Annotated in this window: 18 protein-coding genes; 10 read left to right on the top strand and 8 right to left on the bottom strand. The window is 65.6% G+C overall.

Translation table 11 applies throughout. The features are described from left to right. Positions 1-52 precede the first annotated feature (52 nt). The 5 genes from ACWIGM_RS15815 to ACWIGM_RS15795 are packed head-to-tail and all read left to right on the top strand — an operon-like array spanning position 53 to position 4,388. Positions 53-1,012: a branched-chain amino acid ABC transporter permease gene (locus ACWIGM_RS15815; RefSeq protein WP_454027016.1), complete on the top strand. Its 960-nt coding sequence runs from the start codon at positions 53-55 to the stop codon at positions 1,010-1,012. Further along, complete coding sequence (locus tag ACWIGM_RS15810; protein ID WP_454026860.1) at positions 1,012-1,764, top strand: ABC transporter ATP-binding protein; 753 nt, start codon at positions 1,012-1,014, stop codon at positions 1,762-1,764. The genes ACWIGM_RS15815 and ACWIGM_RS15810 overlap by 1 nt, the downstream gene beginning before the upstream one ends. Beyond that, positions 1,764-2,465: an ABC transporter ATP-binding protein gene (locus tag ACWIGM_RS15805; protein ID WP_454026859.1), complete on the top strand. Its 702-nt coding sequence runs from the start codon at positions 1,764-1,766 to the stop codon at positions 2,463-2,465. The genes ACWIGM_RS15810 and ACWIGM_RS15805 overlap by 1 nt, the downstream gene beginning before the upstream one ends. Continuing rightward, positions 2,452-3,570, top strand: coding sequence for an alpha/beta hydrolase (locus ACWIGM_RS15800; RefSeq protein ID WP_454026858.1), 1,119 nt, complete (start codon positions 2,452-2,454; stop codon positions 3,568-3,570). The genes ACWIGM_RS15805 and ACWIGM_RS15800 overlap by 14 nt, the downstream gene beginning before the upstream one ends. Then, on the top strand, positions 3,567-4,388 hold the full coding sequence (locus ACWIGM_RS15795) for an aspartate dehydrogenase (RefSeq protein ID WP_454026857.1): 822 nt from the start codon (positions 3,567-3,569) through the stop codon (positions 4,386-4,388). Before ACWIGM_RS15800 ends, ACWIGM_RS15795 begins: the two co-directional genes overlap by 4 nt. A 54-nt stretch (positions 4,389-4,442) precedes the next feature. Here ACWIGM_RS15795 and ACWIGM_RS15790 read toward each other — a convergent pair whose 3' ends face one another. From ACWIGM_RS15790 to ACWIGM_RS15760, 7 genes are all read right to left on the bottom strand, one after another. Continuing rightward, on the bottom strand, positions 4,443-5,003 hold the full coding sequence (locus ACWIGM_RS15790; RefSeq protein WP_454026856.1) for a PRC-barrel domain-containing protein: 561 nt from the start codon (positions 5,001-5,003) through the stop codon (positions 4,443-4,445). Positions 5,004-5,043: 40 nt separating this feature from the next. Continuing rightward, a complete protein-coding gene (locus tag ACWIGM_RS15785) occupies positions 5,044-5,379 on the bottom strand; it encodes a cytochrome C oxidase subunit IV family protein (protein WP_454026855.1) in 336 nt (111 codons plus the stop codon). 7 nt (positions 5,380-5,386) lie between these two features. Then, entirely contained in the window at positions 5,387-6,109 is a 723-nt protein-coding gene (locus tag ACWIGM_RS15780) for a heme-copper oxidase subunit III family protein (protein ID WP_454026854.1), read from the bottom strand. A 23-nt stretch (positions 6,110-6,132) separates the two neighbouring features. Continuing rightward, positions 6,133-6,855 carry a cytochrome c oxidase subunit 3 gene (locus ACWIGM_RS15775; RefSeq protein ID WP_454026853.1) on the bottom strand — a complete coding sequence of 241 codons (723 nt, stop codon included), beginning with the start codon at positions 6,853-6,855 and terminating at the stop codon, positions 6,133-6,135. A gap of 12 nt (positions 6,856-6,867) precedes the next feature. Beyond that, entirely contained in the window at positions 6,868-8,628 is a 1,761-nt protein-coding gene (gene ctaD / locus ACWIGM_RS15770; RefSeq protein ID WP_454026852.1) for a cytochrome c oxidase subunit I, read from the bottom strand. 62 nt (positions 8,629-8,690) lie between these two features. Beyond that, positions 8,691-9,506, bottom strand: a complete 816-nt coding sequence (locus ACWIGM_RS15765) for a cytochrome c oxidase subunit II (protein WP_454026851.1) — start codon at positions 9,504-9,506, stop codon at positions 8,691-8,693. 432 nt (positions 9,507-9,938) lie between these two features. Further along, positions 9,939-10,298 carry a c-type cytochrome gene (locus ACWIGM_RS15760; protein WP_454027015.1) on the bottom strand — a complete coding sequence of 120 codons (360 nt, stop codon included), beginning with the start codon at positions 10,296-10,298 and terminating at the stop codon, positions 9,939-9,941. A gap of 307 nt (positions 10,299-10,605) precedes the next feature. Between ACWIGM_RS15760 and ACWIGM_RS15755 the strand changes: the two genes are divergently transcribed. Further along, on the top strand, positions 10,606-10,716 hold the full coding sequence (locus ACWIGM_RS15755; RefSeq protein ID WP_454026850.1) for an FAD-linked oxidase C-terminal domain-containing protein: 111 nt from the start codon (positions 10,606-10,608) through the stop codon (positions 10,714-10,716). Between the two features lie 54 nt (positions 10,717-10,770). Here ACWIGM_RS15755 and ACWIGM_RS15750 read toward each other — a convergent pair whose 3' ends face one another. Next, positions 10,771-11,679, bottom strand: a complete 909-nt coding sequence (locus ACWIGM_RS15750; protein ID WP_454026849.1) for a LysR substrate-binding domain-containing protein — start codon at positions 11,677-11,679, stop codon at positions 10,771-10,773. Between the two features lie 125 nt (positions 11,680-11,804). Between ACWIGM_RS15750 and ACWIGM_RS15745 the strand changes: the two genes are divergently transcribed. From ACWIGM_RS15745 to ACWIGM_RS15730, 4 genes are read left to right on the top strand one after another with little or no spacing between them, the layout of a single operon-like run. Further along, the gene (locus tag ACWIGM_RS15745) at positions 11,805-12,899 is read left to right on the top strand and encodes an ABC transporter ATP-binding protein (protein WP_454026848.1); all 1,095 of its coding nucleotides are present in this window, start codon (positions 11,805-11,807) and stop codon (positions 12,897-12,899) included. Beyond that, positions 12,896-13,750, top strand: coding sequence for an ABC transporter permease (locus ACWIGM_RS15740; RefSeq protein ID WP_454026847.1), 855 nt, complete (start codon positions 12,896-12,898; stop codon positions 13,748-13,750). The genes ACWIGM_RS15745 and ACWIGM_RS15740 overlap by 4 nt, the downstream gene beginning before the upstream one ends. 2 nt (positions 13,751-13,752) lie before the next feature. Then, positions 13,753-14,556 (top strand): ABC transporter permease, encoded by an 804-nt coding sequence (locus ACWIGM_RS15735; protein ID WP_454026846.1) that lies wholly within the window; start codon positions 13,753-13,755, stop codon positions 14,554-14,556. Positions 14,557-14,575: 19 nt separating this feature from the next. After that, positions 14,576-15,694, top strand: coding sequence for an ABC transporter substrate-binding protein (locus ACWIGM_RS15730; protein WP_454026845.1), 1,119 nt, complete (start codon positions 14,576-14,578; stop codon positions 15,692-15,694). The last annotated feature ends 26 nt before the right edge of the window (positions 15,695-15,720 follow it).

Below are 15,720 nucleotides of genomic sequence, written 5' to 3'. Positions count from 1 at the left end.
GGACGCCATCACCCACACCGGCTCCCCTGCGCCGAGCACCGGCCGCGCGCTGATGCTGCTCGCCTTGGCTCTCGGGCTGATCGCGCTGCCCTTCCTCGTCCAGGCGCTCGGCCAGCCTGCTTTGGTGCCGCTGGCGACCCGCGTGCTGATCTATGCGATCGCCGCCGCCAGCCTGAACCTGGCGCTCGGTTTCGGAGGGATGGTCTCGTTTGGGCACGCGGCCTTCTTCGGCGTCGGTGGCTATGTCGTCGGCATCCTCTACCGCAATTACGTCGACGACAGCCTCTTCCTTGGCCTGATCCCGGGCACGAGCCAGCTGCTAATCACGCTGCCGGCCGCGATCCTGGTCGGCGGCCTGCTCGCCTTGCTGATCGGCGCGCTGTGCCTGCGCACCAGCGGCGTGCAGTTCATCATGATCACGCTCGCCTTCGCGCAGATGCTGTTCTTCCTGTTCGTCTCGCTCAAGGCCTATGGCGGCGATGACGGCATGACGATCCGGCGCCGCAACGAGCTCCTCGGCCTCAACACTCGCGACGACATCACCTTCTATTTCATCTGCCTTGCCGTCGCGACGCTGGTCTTCCTCGCGCTCTGGCGCATTGTCGGCTCGCGCTTCGGCATGGTGCTCGCCGGCATCCGCCAGAACGAGCGGCGCATGGCGGCGATCGGCATCGCGCCCTATCGCTACAAGCTCGCCGCCTTCGTCATCTCTGGCATGGGCACCGGTCTCGCCGGGGCGCTGATGGCGAATTATCTGCGCTTCGTCAGCCCCGACATGCTGCACTGGACCAAGTCGGGTGAGCTGATGATCATGGTCATCCTCGGCGGCGTCGGCACCTTGCTCGGCCCGCTCTTCGGCGCCGCTGCCCTCGTCATCCTGGAGACGGTGCTGACTTCCCTTACCGAGCATTGGCAGCTCGTCCTCGGCCCGATCCTGCTGCTCGTCGTCCTCTTCACGCAAGGCGGGCTCAACGGGCTGTTCAGTCGACTCGGCCTCGGCAGGAGCGAGTGATGACCCAGCCGCTTCTCTCCGTCCGCGGCCTGCGCAAGCGCTTCGGCGGGCTGATTGCCACCGACAATGTCGACCTCGACATCGTCGAGGGCGAGATCCACGCGCTGATCGGGCCCAATGGCGCCGGCAAGACGACGCTATTGACCCAGCTCTTCGGCGAGCTCAGTCATGACGAAGGCGAGATCAGGCTGGAAGGCGAGCCGATCGATGCACTCGCCACACCGCAGCGTGTCCAGCGCGGCCTTGCCCGTACCTTCCAGATCAACCAGCTGCTGCCCGATTTCAGCATGCTCGACAATGTCGCGCTCGCCGTGCAGGCGCGGCAGGGGCACAGCTTCCGCTTCTTCGCCGACGCACGCCGCGACAAGGGCTTGCGCCAGCGCGCTCGCGAGCATCTGACGACTGCGGGCCTCGCTCACCGCGCCGAGGTCAAGGTCGCCGATCTCTCTCATGGCGAGCAGAAGCAGCTCGAATTCGCCATCGCTCTCGCCTGCGAGCCGCGTCTGCTCCTGCTCGACGAGCCGATGGCGGGTCTCGGCCATGCCGAGAGCGAGCAGATGGTCGCGATGCTGTCCGGCCTGAAAGGCCGCGTCACCATGCTGCTGGTCGAGCACGACATGGACGCCGTCTTCGCGCTCGCCGACCGGATCTCGGTGCTGGTCTATGGCCGCATCATCGCGACCGGTACGGCCCAGGAGATCCGCGACAACCCGGATGTGCGCACCGCCTATCTCGGCGAGGGGGACGCCTGATGCTGAGCGTGCGCAACCTGCAATCGGCCTATGGCGCGAGCCAGGTGCTGTTCGATGTCGGCCTCGACATCGGCGAGGGCGAGGTCGTCACCCTGCTCGGCCGCAACGGCATGGGCAAGACCACGACGGTGCGCTCGCTGATGGGGTTGCTGTCGCCGAAAGGCGGCGAGATCAGCTTCGACGGCCGCGCGCTCAAGGGCAACACGCCGGAGGCGATCGCGCGCTGCGGCATCGGCCTCGTGCCGGAGGGGCGGCAGGTCTTTCCGACGCTCACCGTGCGCGAGAACCTCGTCGCCACCGCCGCCAACCGGCTCGGGCGCGCTTCGCCCTGGACGCTGGAGCGTGTCTACGCCCTGTTCCCGCGCCTTCAGGAGCGCGCGGGACAGTCGGCTCGCACCCTCTCGGGCGGCGAGCAGCAGATGCTGGCGGTCGGCCGGGCTCTGATGACCAATCCCAAACTCCTCATCCTCGACGAAGCGACCGAAGGGCTGGCGCCGGTGATCCGGGCCGAGATCTGGCGCTGCATCGAGGCGCTGAAGGTGCAAGGCCAGTCGATCCTGCTGATCGACAAGAACATCGCCGTGCTGAAGCGCCTCGCCGACCGGCATTACATCATCGAGAAGGGGCGCACGGTCTGGTCCGGTTCCAGCAGCGACCTCGTGGCCAATGCGGAGCTGGTGCATCGCTATGTCGGCGTCTGACAATGAGATCGTTGCGCGTAGCATCGCGGGCGACCCGGTCGAGGCCTTGCGCGACACGCTGAGCGAGATCCTCGCCGGCCTGGTCGCCGCCGGCTTGGGCCCGCATCACCTCACCGGCATGGACTGGGAGAGCGCCGATCCCGCCGCCTTCCATCTCTCGCGCCACACGGTCGAGCTGGCCTATCGCGAGGCCTTCGCCGGCTTCCGGCCACCGATCCGTCTGCGGCCCGGAACCGAGCCCGGTCTCACGATCCGCGTCCGCTTTGCGTCGCCGCAGCCACTGCCCGACGTCGCGGTCGAGGGCTATCCGCTACGTGAGCTCGGCCGGCAATACAGCCCGCGCCTGCAGGCCGACATGACCGCGCTGTTCCGGCAATGGAGCCGCGAGGGCGCGGCCTTTCGCGCCGGCCATGGCGGGCTCGATCTCGCCTATGGCCCGGGCCGCTTCGAGACGCTCGATCTCTATCGCCCGGCTGGTGTGGAGCGCGCTCCGATCTTCGTCTTCATCCATGGCGGCTACTGGCAGGCTTCTGACAAAGTCCAGCACGCGCAGTTCTCGCAGGGGCTGCTCGATGCCGGTTTCGCGGTCGCGCAGCCGAATTACGGGCTGGCGCCTGACACTCCGCTGGAGGCGAGCATCGCCCAGACCGTAGCGGCGCTGAGCTTTCTCGTGCGCGAGGCCGAGGCGCTCGGGCTTGATCCCGCGCAACTGCACATCAGCGGCCATTCAGCGGGTGGCCACCTCGCGGCGATGGCGCTGTGCGACCCCGCAGCGCCGCCGGTTGCCTCGGCGCTATTGCTCTCTGGCCTCTATGATCTCAAGCCGATTGGGCACCTGCCGATCGGGCGGCTGCTCGGGCTGGACGATGGCGAGCGAGTTGCGCGGCTCAGCCCGCTCGGCCGGCTGCGCCCGGGCAATGCTCGCCTCGCCTTCGCCGTGGGCGAGGGCGAGAGCGAGGCGTTCAAACGGCAATCGGCGACGCTCGCGACTGCCTGGCAAGCGCCCGAGCCGTTGATCTGCCCGGGCCATCATTTCAGCATGCTCGACGGGCTCAACGGCGGCGCGCTGCTCGATCTGGCCCTGTGGACGGCAGCTCAGCAATGACGATCCGCTCCCGCAGACCGCTTCGCATCGCGCTCATCGGCTGGGGCGCGATCAGCCGGCGTGTCGCCGCGCTACTGTCGAACTCGCCGAGTGCTGGCGATATCGCCATCGTCGCCGTCGGGGCCCGCTCGACCGCACGGGCGCAGGATATTCCCTCTGGTGCGGTCCTTGTCACCGACCCCGGACAGCTTGCCGGCCTGCAGCTCGACCTCATCGTCGAGGCGGCGGGCCGGGATGCGGTCGCGATCTGGGGCGAGGCTGCACTGCGCTCCGCGCCGGCCTTCGCGATCGCATCGGCCAGCGCACTGACCGACGCCGCGCTGCTTGAGCGCTTGCTGGCGAGCGCAGAGGCCTGCGGCAGCCAGCTCATCCTGCCGCCAGGTGCCCTCGGCGGGATCGATGCCATCGCGGCAGCATCGGCGCTGCCACTCGACGAGGTCGTCCACAGCATCGTCAAGCCGCCGGCAGCCTGGCGCGGCACGCCGGCCGAAGAAATGGTGGCGCTCGACGAGCTCCTCGCACCGCTCACCTTCTTCTCCGGTTCGGCGCGCGAGGCAGCCATCCGTTTTCCGCAAAATGCCAATGTCGCCGTGATCACGGCACTTGCCGGCATCGGCCTCGACAGGACCCGCGTCGAGCTCGTCGCCGATCCCGGCATCGCTGCGAATTGCCATCGCCTGAGCGTTCGCGGCGCCTTCGGCCGCCTGAATCTCGTGATCGAGAACAAGCCCCTCACCGGCAATCCGAAATCATCGGAGATGGCGGCGCTGAGTCTCGTCAGGACGATCAGAAACAGGATCAGTCCGCTCGCTCAGTGATGCATCCACGTTAGCTCGTGCATTGGAGGGGGCCTCGGAGCCGCTTCGGATCGGTCACCTGGGGGCGTCATTCCAGTAGTCACTCATGTCCTGCTGACGTTTCTGGTCTGGCAAAGCGCCCTTGTCCCCATACAGGACCGCGGCACCTCGGACCTGGGCCTCGGTGATGTCGGTGCGATAGCCCTCGAGCTCCTTGTCGTAGGTGAGCTTTTCCCAGGGGATCGTCACGTGGTGGCTGCCAATGCCGAGAAATCCTCCGAACGTCACGTCGACGAAGGAAACGCGGCCGCTGACCTTCTCGATCAGCAGCCGCTTGATCGTGCCGATCTGATCGTTCTTGCTGTCGAACACGGCGGTCCCTTCGACGCGATCGCTTTCGATGATCAGGTGTGGTGCCGGTCGCTCCGCGGGGCCCCAGAGGTAGAAGCCATTCTCGATGAGGCCGGCTGCCACGACCGCCCTGCTGATGGCGAGGCTCCATTCCTCATTCGGCCGGATCTGTTGCGCAAGCATCCACGGCCCGAGGTCCGCAGGCAGGCTGGCGCCGGCAGGTTCATCGGCGAAGCCGCGCAGGTCGGGGGAGTTCACCGCCTGGAACAAGTAATAGGTTCTCATGAGCGTCTCCCTTTACTGGATTGCGCCTCCAGATCACCTGTCATGGACCGGCGACGAAGTACGCCAGCCGGGTGAAGAGCGTGTAGTTCGATTCGAAGACCATGATGCCGACGAAAACCAGGAGCGCCAGCGGCGGGGCGAGGATCGCATAGGCCAGGGCCAATCGCTCCCAGGCCATATGCATGAAGACGGCGACGATCAGCCCGGCCTTGAGCGCCATGAAGATCAGGATCAGCGACCATCTGAGATAGCCGGTGAGGTGGAAATAATCGACCAGGTAGGAACACAGGCTGAGGACGAAGAGCCAGCACCAGACCACGAGATAAAGCCTGATCGGATGCTGCTGCGCGTCGCTGTGAGCTATGGGCTGTGCCATGGCGACCTCACCAGAGATAGAACAGCGCGAAGATGAAGACCCAGACGAGATCGACGAAGTGCCAGTAGAGTCCGGTGATCTCGACGACTTCGTAATGTCCCTTGCGGCTCGTGAAGAAACCGCGTCGCCCATCGTCGAAGTCGCCGCGCCAGACCTTGCGGGCGATGATGATCAGGAAGATCACGCCGATCGTGACATGGGTGCCGTGGAAGCCGGTGATCATGAAGAAGCTGGAGCCGAACTGCTCTGCACCCCAGGGATTGCCCCAGGGGCGGACGCCTTCCGAAATCAGCTTCGACCATTCGAAGGCCTGCATGCCGACGAAGGTCGCGCCGAGCACCGCCGTCAGCAGCATCAGGATCGCGGTCTTCCTGCGGTCGCGGCGATAGCCGAAATTGACCGCCATAGCCATCGTGCCGCTGCTGCTGATCAGGACGAAGGTCATGATGGCGATCAGGATCAGCGGCAGGTGGTGGCCGCCGATCTCGAGCGCAAAGACCTCGCTCGGATTGGGCCAGGGCACGGTCGTCGACATCCTGACCGTCATGTAGGAGATCAGGAAGGTGCCGAAGATGAAGGTGTCGCTGAGCAGGAAGATCCACATCATGGCCTTCCCCCAGGAGACGTTCTTGAAGGCCCGCTGATCGGACGACCAATCCGCCACGATCCCTTGCCAGCCGGGCGCACGACCGATCTTGGGGTTCAGGGTATGCGGCGCGACCTCATTCATCGTTCCGACCTCGTTTGGAGCCTCTAGGCCAGCAATCCCCGGCAGATCGCGATGAGATCATCGGTCCAGCGCATGAGCATGCTGAACAGGACGAGCCAGACCAGCAGCAGGAAGTGCCAGTAGAGCGCGCAGAGCTCGACGCTGAGCGTAAGCTCGCCAACTGCCTGCGGAGGGCTCGTCGCCGATAGGGCGAACGCTCTGACGCCGGTTCGGCAAAGCGCCACGAGCCCGCCGAGCATGTGCAGGCCGTGGACTGCGGCGAGCAGGTAGAAGAAGGCGCTGGCGGGATTGGCAGCAGTGAAATAGCCGGAGGCGGCAAGCTCGCGCCATGCCAGCAGCTGAGTTGTGAGGAAGGCGAGCGAGCACACGCCTGCTGCAAGGATGCTCGAGCGGACGTGACCGAGTTCGTCGCAATGCGCGGCGATCACCGCCATGTGCAGCGCGATGCTTGCGAGGATCAGCAGTCCCGTGCTGAACCACAGGACCGTCGGCATCGGCAGCGCGCGCCAGTCCGCCATGTCCATCCGCATGGAATAGGCGCTGACCAGCAGCGAGAACAGCGAGCCGGCCACGACGAGAAAGGCGCCGAGGCCGACCTTCGCCGTCGGGGAAGGCGGCAGCTTCGCACCGCCGGCCTCGACGCCCACCCCGACCTCGAGCCATGGCTTGTCGGCCAGACCCTGGCGCGACAGCCACCAGCCGGCGAGGGCTGCCATCAGGACCATGAAGAGGACGACCACGATCATGGCGGCACCTCGTCACGCGGTCCGCGGGGTCGGCGGCTGGTTCTGCGGCAGGAAATCCTCGGCAGCGCCCGGCACGCTGTAATCATAGGCCCAGCGATAGACCACCGGCAGGGTCTTGCCCCAGTTGCCATGCGCTGGCGGCGTCTGCGGCGTCTGCCACTCCAGCGTGGTCGCGCGCCAGGGATTGCCGCCGGCCGGCCGGCCGTGCCTGACACTCCAGACGAGGTTGAACAGGAAGACGAGCTGGGCAGCGCCGACGATCAGGGCGACGATCGTGATGAACTCGTTCAGCGTCGCTGCCGAGGGCGGGACGAAGGCCATCCCGCTGATCTCGTGATAGCGGCGGGGCACACCCATCAGCCCGATATAGTGCATCGGGAAGAAGATCAGGTAGGCCCCGAGGAAGGTGACCCAGAAATGCAGCTTCCCAAGCCTGTCGTCGAGCATCCGCCCGGTGACCTTCGGATACCAATGGTAGATCGCCCCGAAGATCACGAGGATCGGCGCGACGCCCATCACCATATGAAAATGGGCGACGACGAACATCGTGTCGGAGAGCGGCACGTCGACGACGACATTGCCTAGGAACAGGCCGGTGAGCCCGCCATTCACGAAGGTGACGATGAAGCCGAGCGCGAACAGCATCGGCACGGTGAAGTGGATGTCGCCACGCCAGAGCGTCAGCACCCAGTTATAGACCTTGATCGCGGTCGGGATCGCGATGATCAGCGTCGTCGTGGCGAAGAAGAAGCCGAAGGCCGGGTGCATGCCGCTGACATACATGTGGTGAGCCCAGACGACGAAGCTGAGCGCGCCGATCGCCACCAGCGCCCAGACCATCATGCGGTAGCCGAAGATGTTCTTGCGGGCATGGGTGCTGATCAGGTCGGAGACGATGCCGAAGGCCGGCAGCGCGACGATGTAGACCTCGGGATGGCCGAAGAACCAGAACAGATGCTGGAACAGGATCGGGCTGCCGCCCTTGTGGGCCAGCCGCTCGCCCATCGCGACGATCGCCGGCATGAAGAAGCTCGTGCCGATCAGCCGGTCGAGCAGCATCATCACGGCGCCGACGAAGAGCGCGGGAAAGGCGAGCAGCGCCATGACGGTGGCCGTGAAGATGCCCCAGATCGTCAGTGGCATGCGCATCAGGGTCATGCCGCGGGCCCGTCCCTGCAGCACGGTCACGACGTAGTTCAGCCCGCCCATGGTAAAGCCGATGATGAACAGGATCAGCGAGACGAGCATCACGAGGATGCCCCATTGCTGGCCGGGCGTATTGGCGAGGATCGCCTGCGGCGGGTAGAGCGTCCATCCCGCCCCAGTCGGTCCGCCCGGCAGGAAGAAGCCGGCGACGAGCACCAGCACGGCGAGGAAATAGATCCAGAAGCTCAGCATGTTCACATAGGGGAACACCATGTCCCGGGCGCCGAGCATCAGCGGGATCAGGTAGTTGCCGAAGCCGCCGAGAAACAGGGCGGTCAGCAGATAGATCACCATGATCATCCCGTGCATGGTGATGAACTGGTAGTAGCGATCGGGGTCGATGAACGAGAATGTCCCCGGGAAGCCTAGCTGCAGCCGCATCAGCCAGGACAGGACCAGAGCGACCAGCCCGATCGCCAGCGCCACCATGGAGTACTGGATGGCGATGACCTTGGCATCCTGCGAGAAGACGTACGTCGTGATCCAGCTCTTCGGGTGATACAGCTCGACATCGTCGACTTCGGCCGCCGGTAGCGGTTCGGAGGCGCCGTGCATCACGTCGACCATCGGACCATCTCCCACTCGTCGCGGGCGAAGTCCCTATGCCGGGCCTCGCCCTGTATCGGTCCCTAGTTCCTCGCCTCCGCCCGGGCAGGTGCCTGAAGCTGGACGAAGGTCTTTTGTTGCTGCAGCCAGGCCTGGTAGTTGCCCTCCGGCTCGACCACGACATTGCCGCGCATGAAGGTGTGACCGGTGCCGCAGAGCTCGGCGCACAGCACGTCGAAGGTGCCGGCCCGCGTCGGCGTGAACCAGTAATAGGTTACGCTGCCGGGGATCATGTCCATCTTGGCGCGGAACTCCGGTACATAGAAATTGTGCAGGACGTCGACCGCGCGCAGCAGCATCCTGACCGGCTTGCCGAGCTGGAGATGGAGGTTGTCGCCCTGGATGACGACGTCGTCCTGCCCGTACGGGTCCTTGGGATCGACGCCGAGCGGATTCTCCGGGGTGACATGGGCGATATCGGAGGCGCCGAGCCTGCCATCGGCGCCGGGCAGCCGGTAGGCCCATTGCCATTGCTGGCCGACGACCTCGACCGTGGTCGCGTCCTTTGGAACCGTGACGAACTGGTGCCAGACGACGAGGCCGGGCGCGAGCATGGCGGCGACGCCGACACCCGTCCCGATCGCGAGCCACCATTCCAGCCGCTTGTTCTCGGGTTCGTAGGCGGCGCGATTGCCCTCGCGATGCCGGAAGCGGAGGACGCAATAGGCCATGAACAGCACGACGGCCGCGAAGACGACGCCGGTGATCCAGAACGTGATGATGATGGTGTCGTCGATATAGCGCCAGTTGGAGGCGATCGGCGTCCACCACCACGGGCTCAGGAAGTGGAACACCACCGAGCCGATCACGATCAAAGCCAGGACGACCGCGATACCCATCCCTCATTCATCCTTGCCGAGGGCGGCGTGAACAGGAACCAGACTATGCCGCGGCGCATGTCTTGCGCCGTGCCTTACGTCAACGAACTCATTTTCGCTATGAGAACAGTGTTGCGGCCCGAGATGAATCGGGCCTGAAGCTTAAAACGGACTTGGCCAACGACATCGCTTGCGGCACATGACCGCTCCGGGGCGCAGGCTCGGGCGAGCGCACCTTCGAGCTGCAAGTTTTGTTCCCTGTTCGCCATCGCCGAACCTTGGGTTCGCCAGGACGACCGTGCGTCGCAGTTGACGCAAAAACTCTCAGCCGGGCTGCAGGATCTTCAAGCCTTCAGCCCACTGTTTCATGTTGTCATCCTGCTCGCGGGAGTTGTCAATCGATCCCGTGTCGCAAGTCGGCGCCGTCACGGCTGAAATCGTGCGCCGATCCGGCTATTTTTTCTTTCCGTCCGCGTCAAATTGCTTGAGGAAGGCGACGATATCGTCGATCTCCTGATCCGACTTGAGGCCCGGAAACACCATCTTGGTGCTCGGGATCTTCACCTGCGGTGCCTTGATGTAATCGCGGAAGGTGGGCTCATCCCAGGTGATGCCGGAGTTCTTGTTGGCGGGCGAGTAGCTGTAGCCCTCGATCGAGCCCGCCGGCCGGCCGAGAAGACCGTTCAGTTTCGGCCCGATGGCGTTCTTGGCCGTCTCCCCGATCTGGTGGCAGGCGCGGCACTTCTGGAAAACCTTCTCGCCCGCTGCGGGATCGCCGACCGCTAGGGCTGGGAGAGGCAGGGCCGCGAGCATCAACGAGGCCAGCAAGGTCCAACGCAGCATCGAAGGTTCTCCTTCGAACTCTGAAGGCGACCCTATCCGCATGCCCGCGGCCGAGCCGCACAACCTTTCGCAATACGTTACATCATTGCCGGCCGGGCTCCAATCCGGAGTCGATGGCCGTCACGCCGATCCGGCCGAGGCAGCTCGAGTATGAGGACGCCGAGCTTGCGAAACCGGCACTGGGCCGCACCATTTGTTGGCGCTGTCGCTACAGCATGAGTCCAGCGAGAACACCCACTGAATCCACGACGGATGCTGAGTACGCTGCAGATGCGGAGTGCGCCAGCTCCGACGCGGGGACACGATCAGGCTGATGGCCAGCATCAAGGCCCTCCTGGACCCCGCAGGGGTCATGAACCCGGGCAAGATCTTTCGAGCAGCACGATAGCGCGCCGTCCTTGTTATCGTAGGTTACGATGACAAACCCGCCGCCGCGCCGGCTTCAGTCGCCGTAGGGGCTGTGCTCGCGGATCAGCGCGGCATTGTGCTCGCGGAAGGCCTCGACGAATTCGCGAGCGATGCGCGAGAGCGGCCGCGGCGCCGGCTGGAACATCGCATAGCGATAGGACAGGCGCGGCGCGAAGGGCCGCGCGACGAGCCCGACCTTCTGGAAATGCAGGCTGGTGATGACGTCGACGATGGTCACGCCGACGCCCTCCATGACGAGCGCGCAGGCCGTGCCGAAGAACTCGACATGCACAGCCATTCGCAACCGCGCCGAGTGCTCGGCAAAGGCGCGCTCGATCGCCTCGTGCAGGAAATGGTCGGCATAGAGCGAGATGAAGGGAACGTCGTTGAGATGGCGCGGCGTGATGACGGGTTCGGCCGCCAGAGGATGGCTCGCCGGCAGCATGCAGACGCAAGGTACCTCGATCGTCTCGATGACCGAGGCGGGGCTTTCGATCGGCAGCTCCGCAAAGCCGATGTCGAACGCCTCAATGCGGCCGAGATCGCGGACGGTAGGCGACGATCGGGTGATGAAGCGTACCGTGCCGTCGGGCCAGCGCTCCAGCAGGCGTGCGATGATCGGCGGCAGGACGTAGGTGGCGAGACCTGGCTGGCTCGCCAGCGACAGCGTTCCCGAGCGCAGGCTCTTCAGATCCCGCGCCACCTGGCGCGTGCGTTCGAGCACACCGAGTGTCCGCCGCGCCTCCTCGTAGAACAGCATTGCCTCGGGCGTGACCTGGAGCTTTCCTTTCTTCCTCTCGAACAGCGCGACCCCGAGCTCATCCTCCAGCCGCGTGATCAGGTTGCTGATCGCCGGCTGCGACTTCGCCAGCAAGGTCGCTGCGGCGCTCATCGATCCGGTCTCGATCACCGAGCGGAAAGCCTCCAGATGCCGTGTGTCCAAGCCCTGTCCCTGCCAAAAGATATAACTTAGATTTATATCTTTTAGCTCATTTCGTTTTTGACGTAAGCTGGGAAAGCGCGACCATGAAGCCAAGCCTGAACGGCATGGGGAATGGGACCGCATCGGTGAAAGACTCGCTTGTCCTCGACAAGGTCGAGAAGCGCTATGGCGATTTCGTCGCGCTCGAACCGACCGATCTGACGATCAAGGCTGGCGAGTTCATCACGCTGCTTGGTCCTTCCGGCTCGGGCAAGACGACGATCCTGATGAGTATCGCCGGCTTCATCGCCCCGAGCAGCGGGCGCATGCTGCTCGACGGCCGCGACGTGACCGCACTCCCACCCGAGCGGCGCAATTTCGGGGTGGTGTTCCAGGGCTACGCGCTGTTCCCGCATCTCACCGTCTACGACAATGTCGCCTTCCCCTTGAGGGCGCGCGGCATCACCGGTGATGCGGCCCGGCCGAAGATCATGGCCGCTCTGGAGATGGCGAAGCTGCAGGCCTTCGCCCATCGCTATCCCCGCCAATTGTCGGGCGGGCAGCAGCAGCGCGTGGCGCTTGCTCGCTCGCTCGTCTTCGCGCCGGAGCTGCTGCTGCTCGACGAGCCGCTGAGCGCGCTCGACAAGGCGCTGCGCAAGGAATTCCAGACCGAGTTCCGGTCGATCCACCGAGAGGTCGGCTCGACCTTCATCTATGTCACGCATGACCAGGAGGAGGCGCTGACGATGTCGGATCGCATCGTCATCCTCGATCGCGGCCGCATCCTCCAGATCGCCCCGCCGGCCGAGCTCTACGAGCGGCCGGCCACCGAGTTCGTCGCGGGCTTCCTCGGCAAGAGCAATTTCCTGCGCGGCAAGGTCGCTTCAGCCTATGGCGGGCAGGTCGAAATCCATATGCCGGGCTTCGCCGCGACGGTGGCCGGGAACGGTATCGCGGCGCGCGTCGGCGATGCGGCGGTCGCCGCGCTCCGGCCGGAGAAGATCAAGCTGGCGGCGCCGACAGCTGGCGCCGAGGCCGCGCCTTGCACGGTGCGCGGCAGGGTCGGCGACATCACCTATCTTGGCTCCTCCATCGAGGTCGAGGTCCGGCTGACGGATGGCGAGACGCTGCTGGCGATAGTTCCGGCCGGGCAGCGCAGCTTTGCTCAAGGCGAGGAGATCGTCGCCTCCTGGGCGCCGGACGCGGCAATCCTGGTGCGCGGCAAGGAAGCCTCGCCGTGAGCGCGACTGCCACCACCAGCACCGGGGGAAGCGAGCGGCTCTATTGGCTGATGCTGCTGGCGCCTTGCGTCTTCCTGGCGCTGTTCTACCTCGTACCGGTGCTGAACGTGCTGGTGCTGAGCTTCACCGTGCCCAAGCCCGGCCTCGCCAACTACGCCGAGCTCGTCAATAACGGCGCCGTCCAGCGCGTGCTCTGGACCACGCTACGGATCGGGGCGATCACCACCGTCCTCGCGCTCGGGATCGGCTATGTCGTCGCCTATGCCTTGCTGCAATGCGGGCCGCGCGAGCGCCAGATTCTGCTCGGCATCGTCGTGGCGAGCTTCTGGATCAGCGCCCTCATCCGGGCCTTCGCCTGGGTCGCGCTGCTGCAGTCGAAGGGGTTGGTCAATTCGATCCTGATGTCGACCGGGCTGATCGAGAGCCCGCTTAGCCTCGTGCGCAACGAGCTCGGCGTGATCATCGGCATGGTCCACTACATGCTGCCCTATGCGATCCTGCCGCTCTATACGAGCCTGCGCGGCATCGACGACCGGCTGGTGCCGGCGGCGCGCGCGCTCGGGGCGACACCGGGCCAAGCCTTCCGCTGGGTCTTCCTGCCGCTGAGCCTGCCCGGCCTGATCGGCGCGGGCGTGATCGTGATGATCTTCTCGCTCGGCTTCTACATCACCCCGGCCATCCTGGGCGGCGGGCGGACGATCATGGTCGCCGAGTTCATCAGCGTGCAGATCTCCGAGACGCTGCGCTGGGGGCTGGCGGCGATGCTGGCGACCGTGTTGCTCGGCGCCGTGCTCCTGCTCGTGATGTGGCTCAGCCGCTTCATGGACGTCGAACAGGCGCTGAGGAAATAGCCATGGCAGCGCTCAGCGTCCCCTCGAGCCGCAACGGCATGTCGCTCAACCGGATCGTCGCCTGGCTCGCCGCCTCGTTCCTGCTGCTGCCGATCCTCGTCGTCATCCCGATCTCGCTGACGCCGGAGCGCTATCTCTCGCTGCCGACCAATGCGATCTCGTTTCGCCATTATGGCAGCCTGGCGACCGACGGCCGCTGGACCAAGAGCATCGTCGACAGCCTCGTCGTCGGCATCGGCGCGACGGTGCTCGCGACCGTGCTCGGCGTCGCCTTCGCGGTCGGGGCCTGGCGGCTGGGCGCTCCGCTCGCCCGTCGCCTGCGCCTCTTGCTGCTGGCCCCGATCATCGTGCCGCCAATCGTGCATGCCGTCGCCTTCTACCGCGCCTGGGCCGCGCTAGGCCTGCTCGACACCTATCTCGGCCTCATCCTGATCCACGCGATGAAGGGGCTGCCCTTCGTGGTGCTCACCGTCGCCGGCACGCTGGCCAATGTCGATCCGCGGCTGGAGCAGGCGGCGCGCAGCCTCGGCGCCAATGCGCGGCAGGCGATGGGCTGGGTCGTGCTGCCGCAGATCCGGGCCGGCATCGTCGCCGGCGCCGCCTTCGCCTTCATCACCTCCTGGGACGAGACCATCGTCGCGCTCTTCGTCACCAGCCGCGCGGTCACCACCCTGCCTCGCCGGATCTGGGAGGGGCTCGCCGACAATATTGACCCGGCCATCGCCGCGCTCGGCACGGTGATGATCGTCCTGACCTTCGCCGCCGTCGCGATTTCGACGCTGCGCAGCGCCTCCGCAAAAGCCTGACAACAGAGGGGAGACCGGCATGACCAGAGAGCATCAGGAATTTCGTGACGACTGCCTGGCGATCCTGCGCCGGGAGACCGAGGGCAAGCGCGTGCATCGCCGCCGCTTCCTGCAGGCGCTGGCGATGCTCGGAGCCATCCCGGCCGGCCTGCGCCTGACGCCGGCCCACGCCCAGACCGGCGAGATCGTCGTCGTCAACTGGGGCGGGGATGCCGTGCCGGCCTATGACGCGATCTGGGCGCAGCCCTTCAATGCTGCCAATCCCGGCGCGAAGGCGCTCATCAACGGCTCGGGGCCAAGCTCCGGCAAGATCAAGGCGATGGTCGAGAGCGGCGCCGTGACCTGGGATGTCTGCGATCGCACCGTCCCGGCCTCGATCGAGCTCGGCCGCCAGAGCCTGCTGGAGAAGGTCGACTGGTCGATCGTCGCGCAGGACAAGGTCCGCGCCGCGCATCGCTCGGACTGGGGCGTCGGCGCCTATCTCTATTCCTTCGTGCTGACCTACGACGCAAAGGCCCTGAAAGGGCCGGCACCGAAGAACTGGAAGGACTTCTGGAACGTCAAGGAGTTCCCCGGCAAGCGCACGCTGCGTAACAATATCGAGGGCATGCTGGAGGCGGCGCTGCTGGCCGACGGCGTCAGCCGCGACAAGATCTACCCGATCGATGTCGACCGGGCGCTCGCCAAGATCAAGGAGATCAAGCCGCACACGATCTTCTGGGCCACCGGCGCGGAGAGCCAGCAGCTCTTCCGCAACCAGGAGGTCGTGATGGGCAATCTGTGGCACACACGCTCGATGCTGCTCGCCAAGGAGGTCGGCGACCACATCAAGTTCACCTTCGAGGACGGCATCCTCTTCCCGGGCGCCTGGATCGTGCCGAAGGGCAACCCGGCCAAGGCCGGGGCCTGGAAGTTCATCGCCTCGGCGCAGGATCCGAAGAGCCAGGTCGAGCTGTTCAAGCGCGTCGGCAACGGGCCGGTGAACCCGGCCGCCGCCGACATGGTGCCGGCCGAGATGAAGGCGCTGGACTGCGGCTCGCCGGAGAACTTCGCGCGCCAGGTCGCCGTCGACAACGAGTGGTACGCCCAGCACTACGCCACGATCCTCGCCCGCTACATGGACGCAATCGCCTCCTGAGCCCGATCCCGACGGGCGGCATGACG

Source organism: Allobosea sp. NPDC055332 (assembly GCF_053645455.1).
Note: the sequence above shows the minus strand (reverse complement) of the source record. Positions and strands in the feature narration are given on the sequence as shown.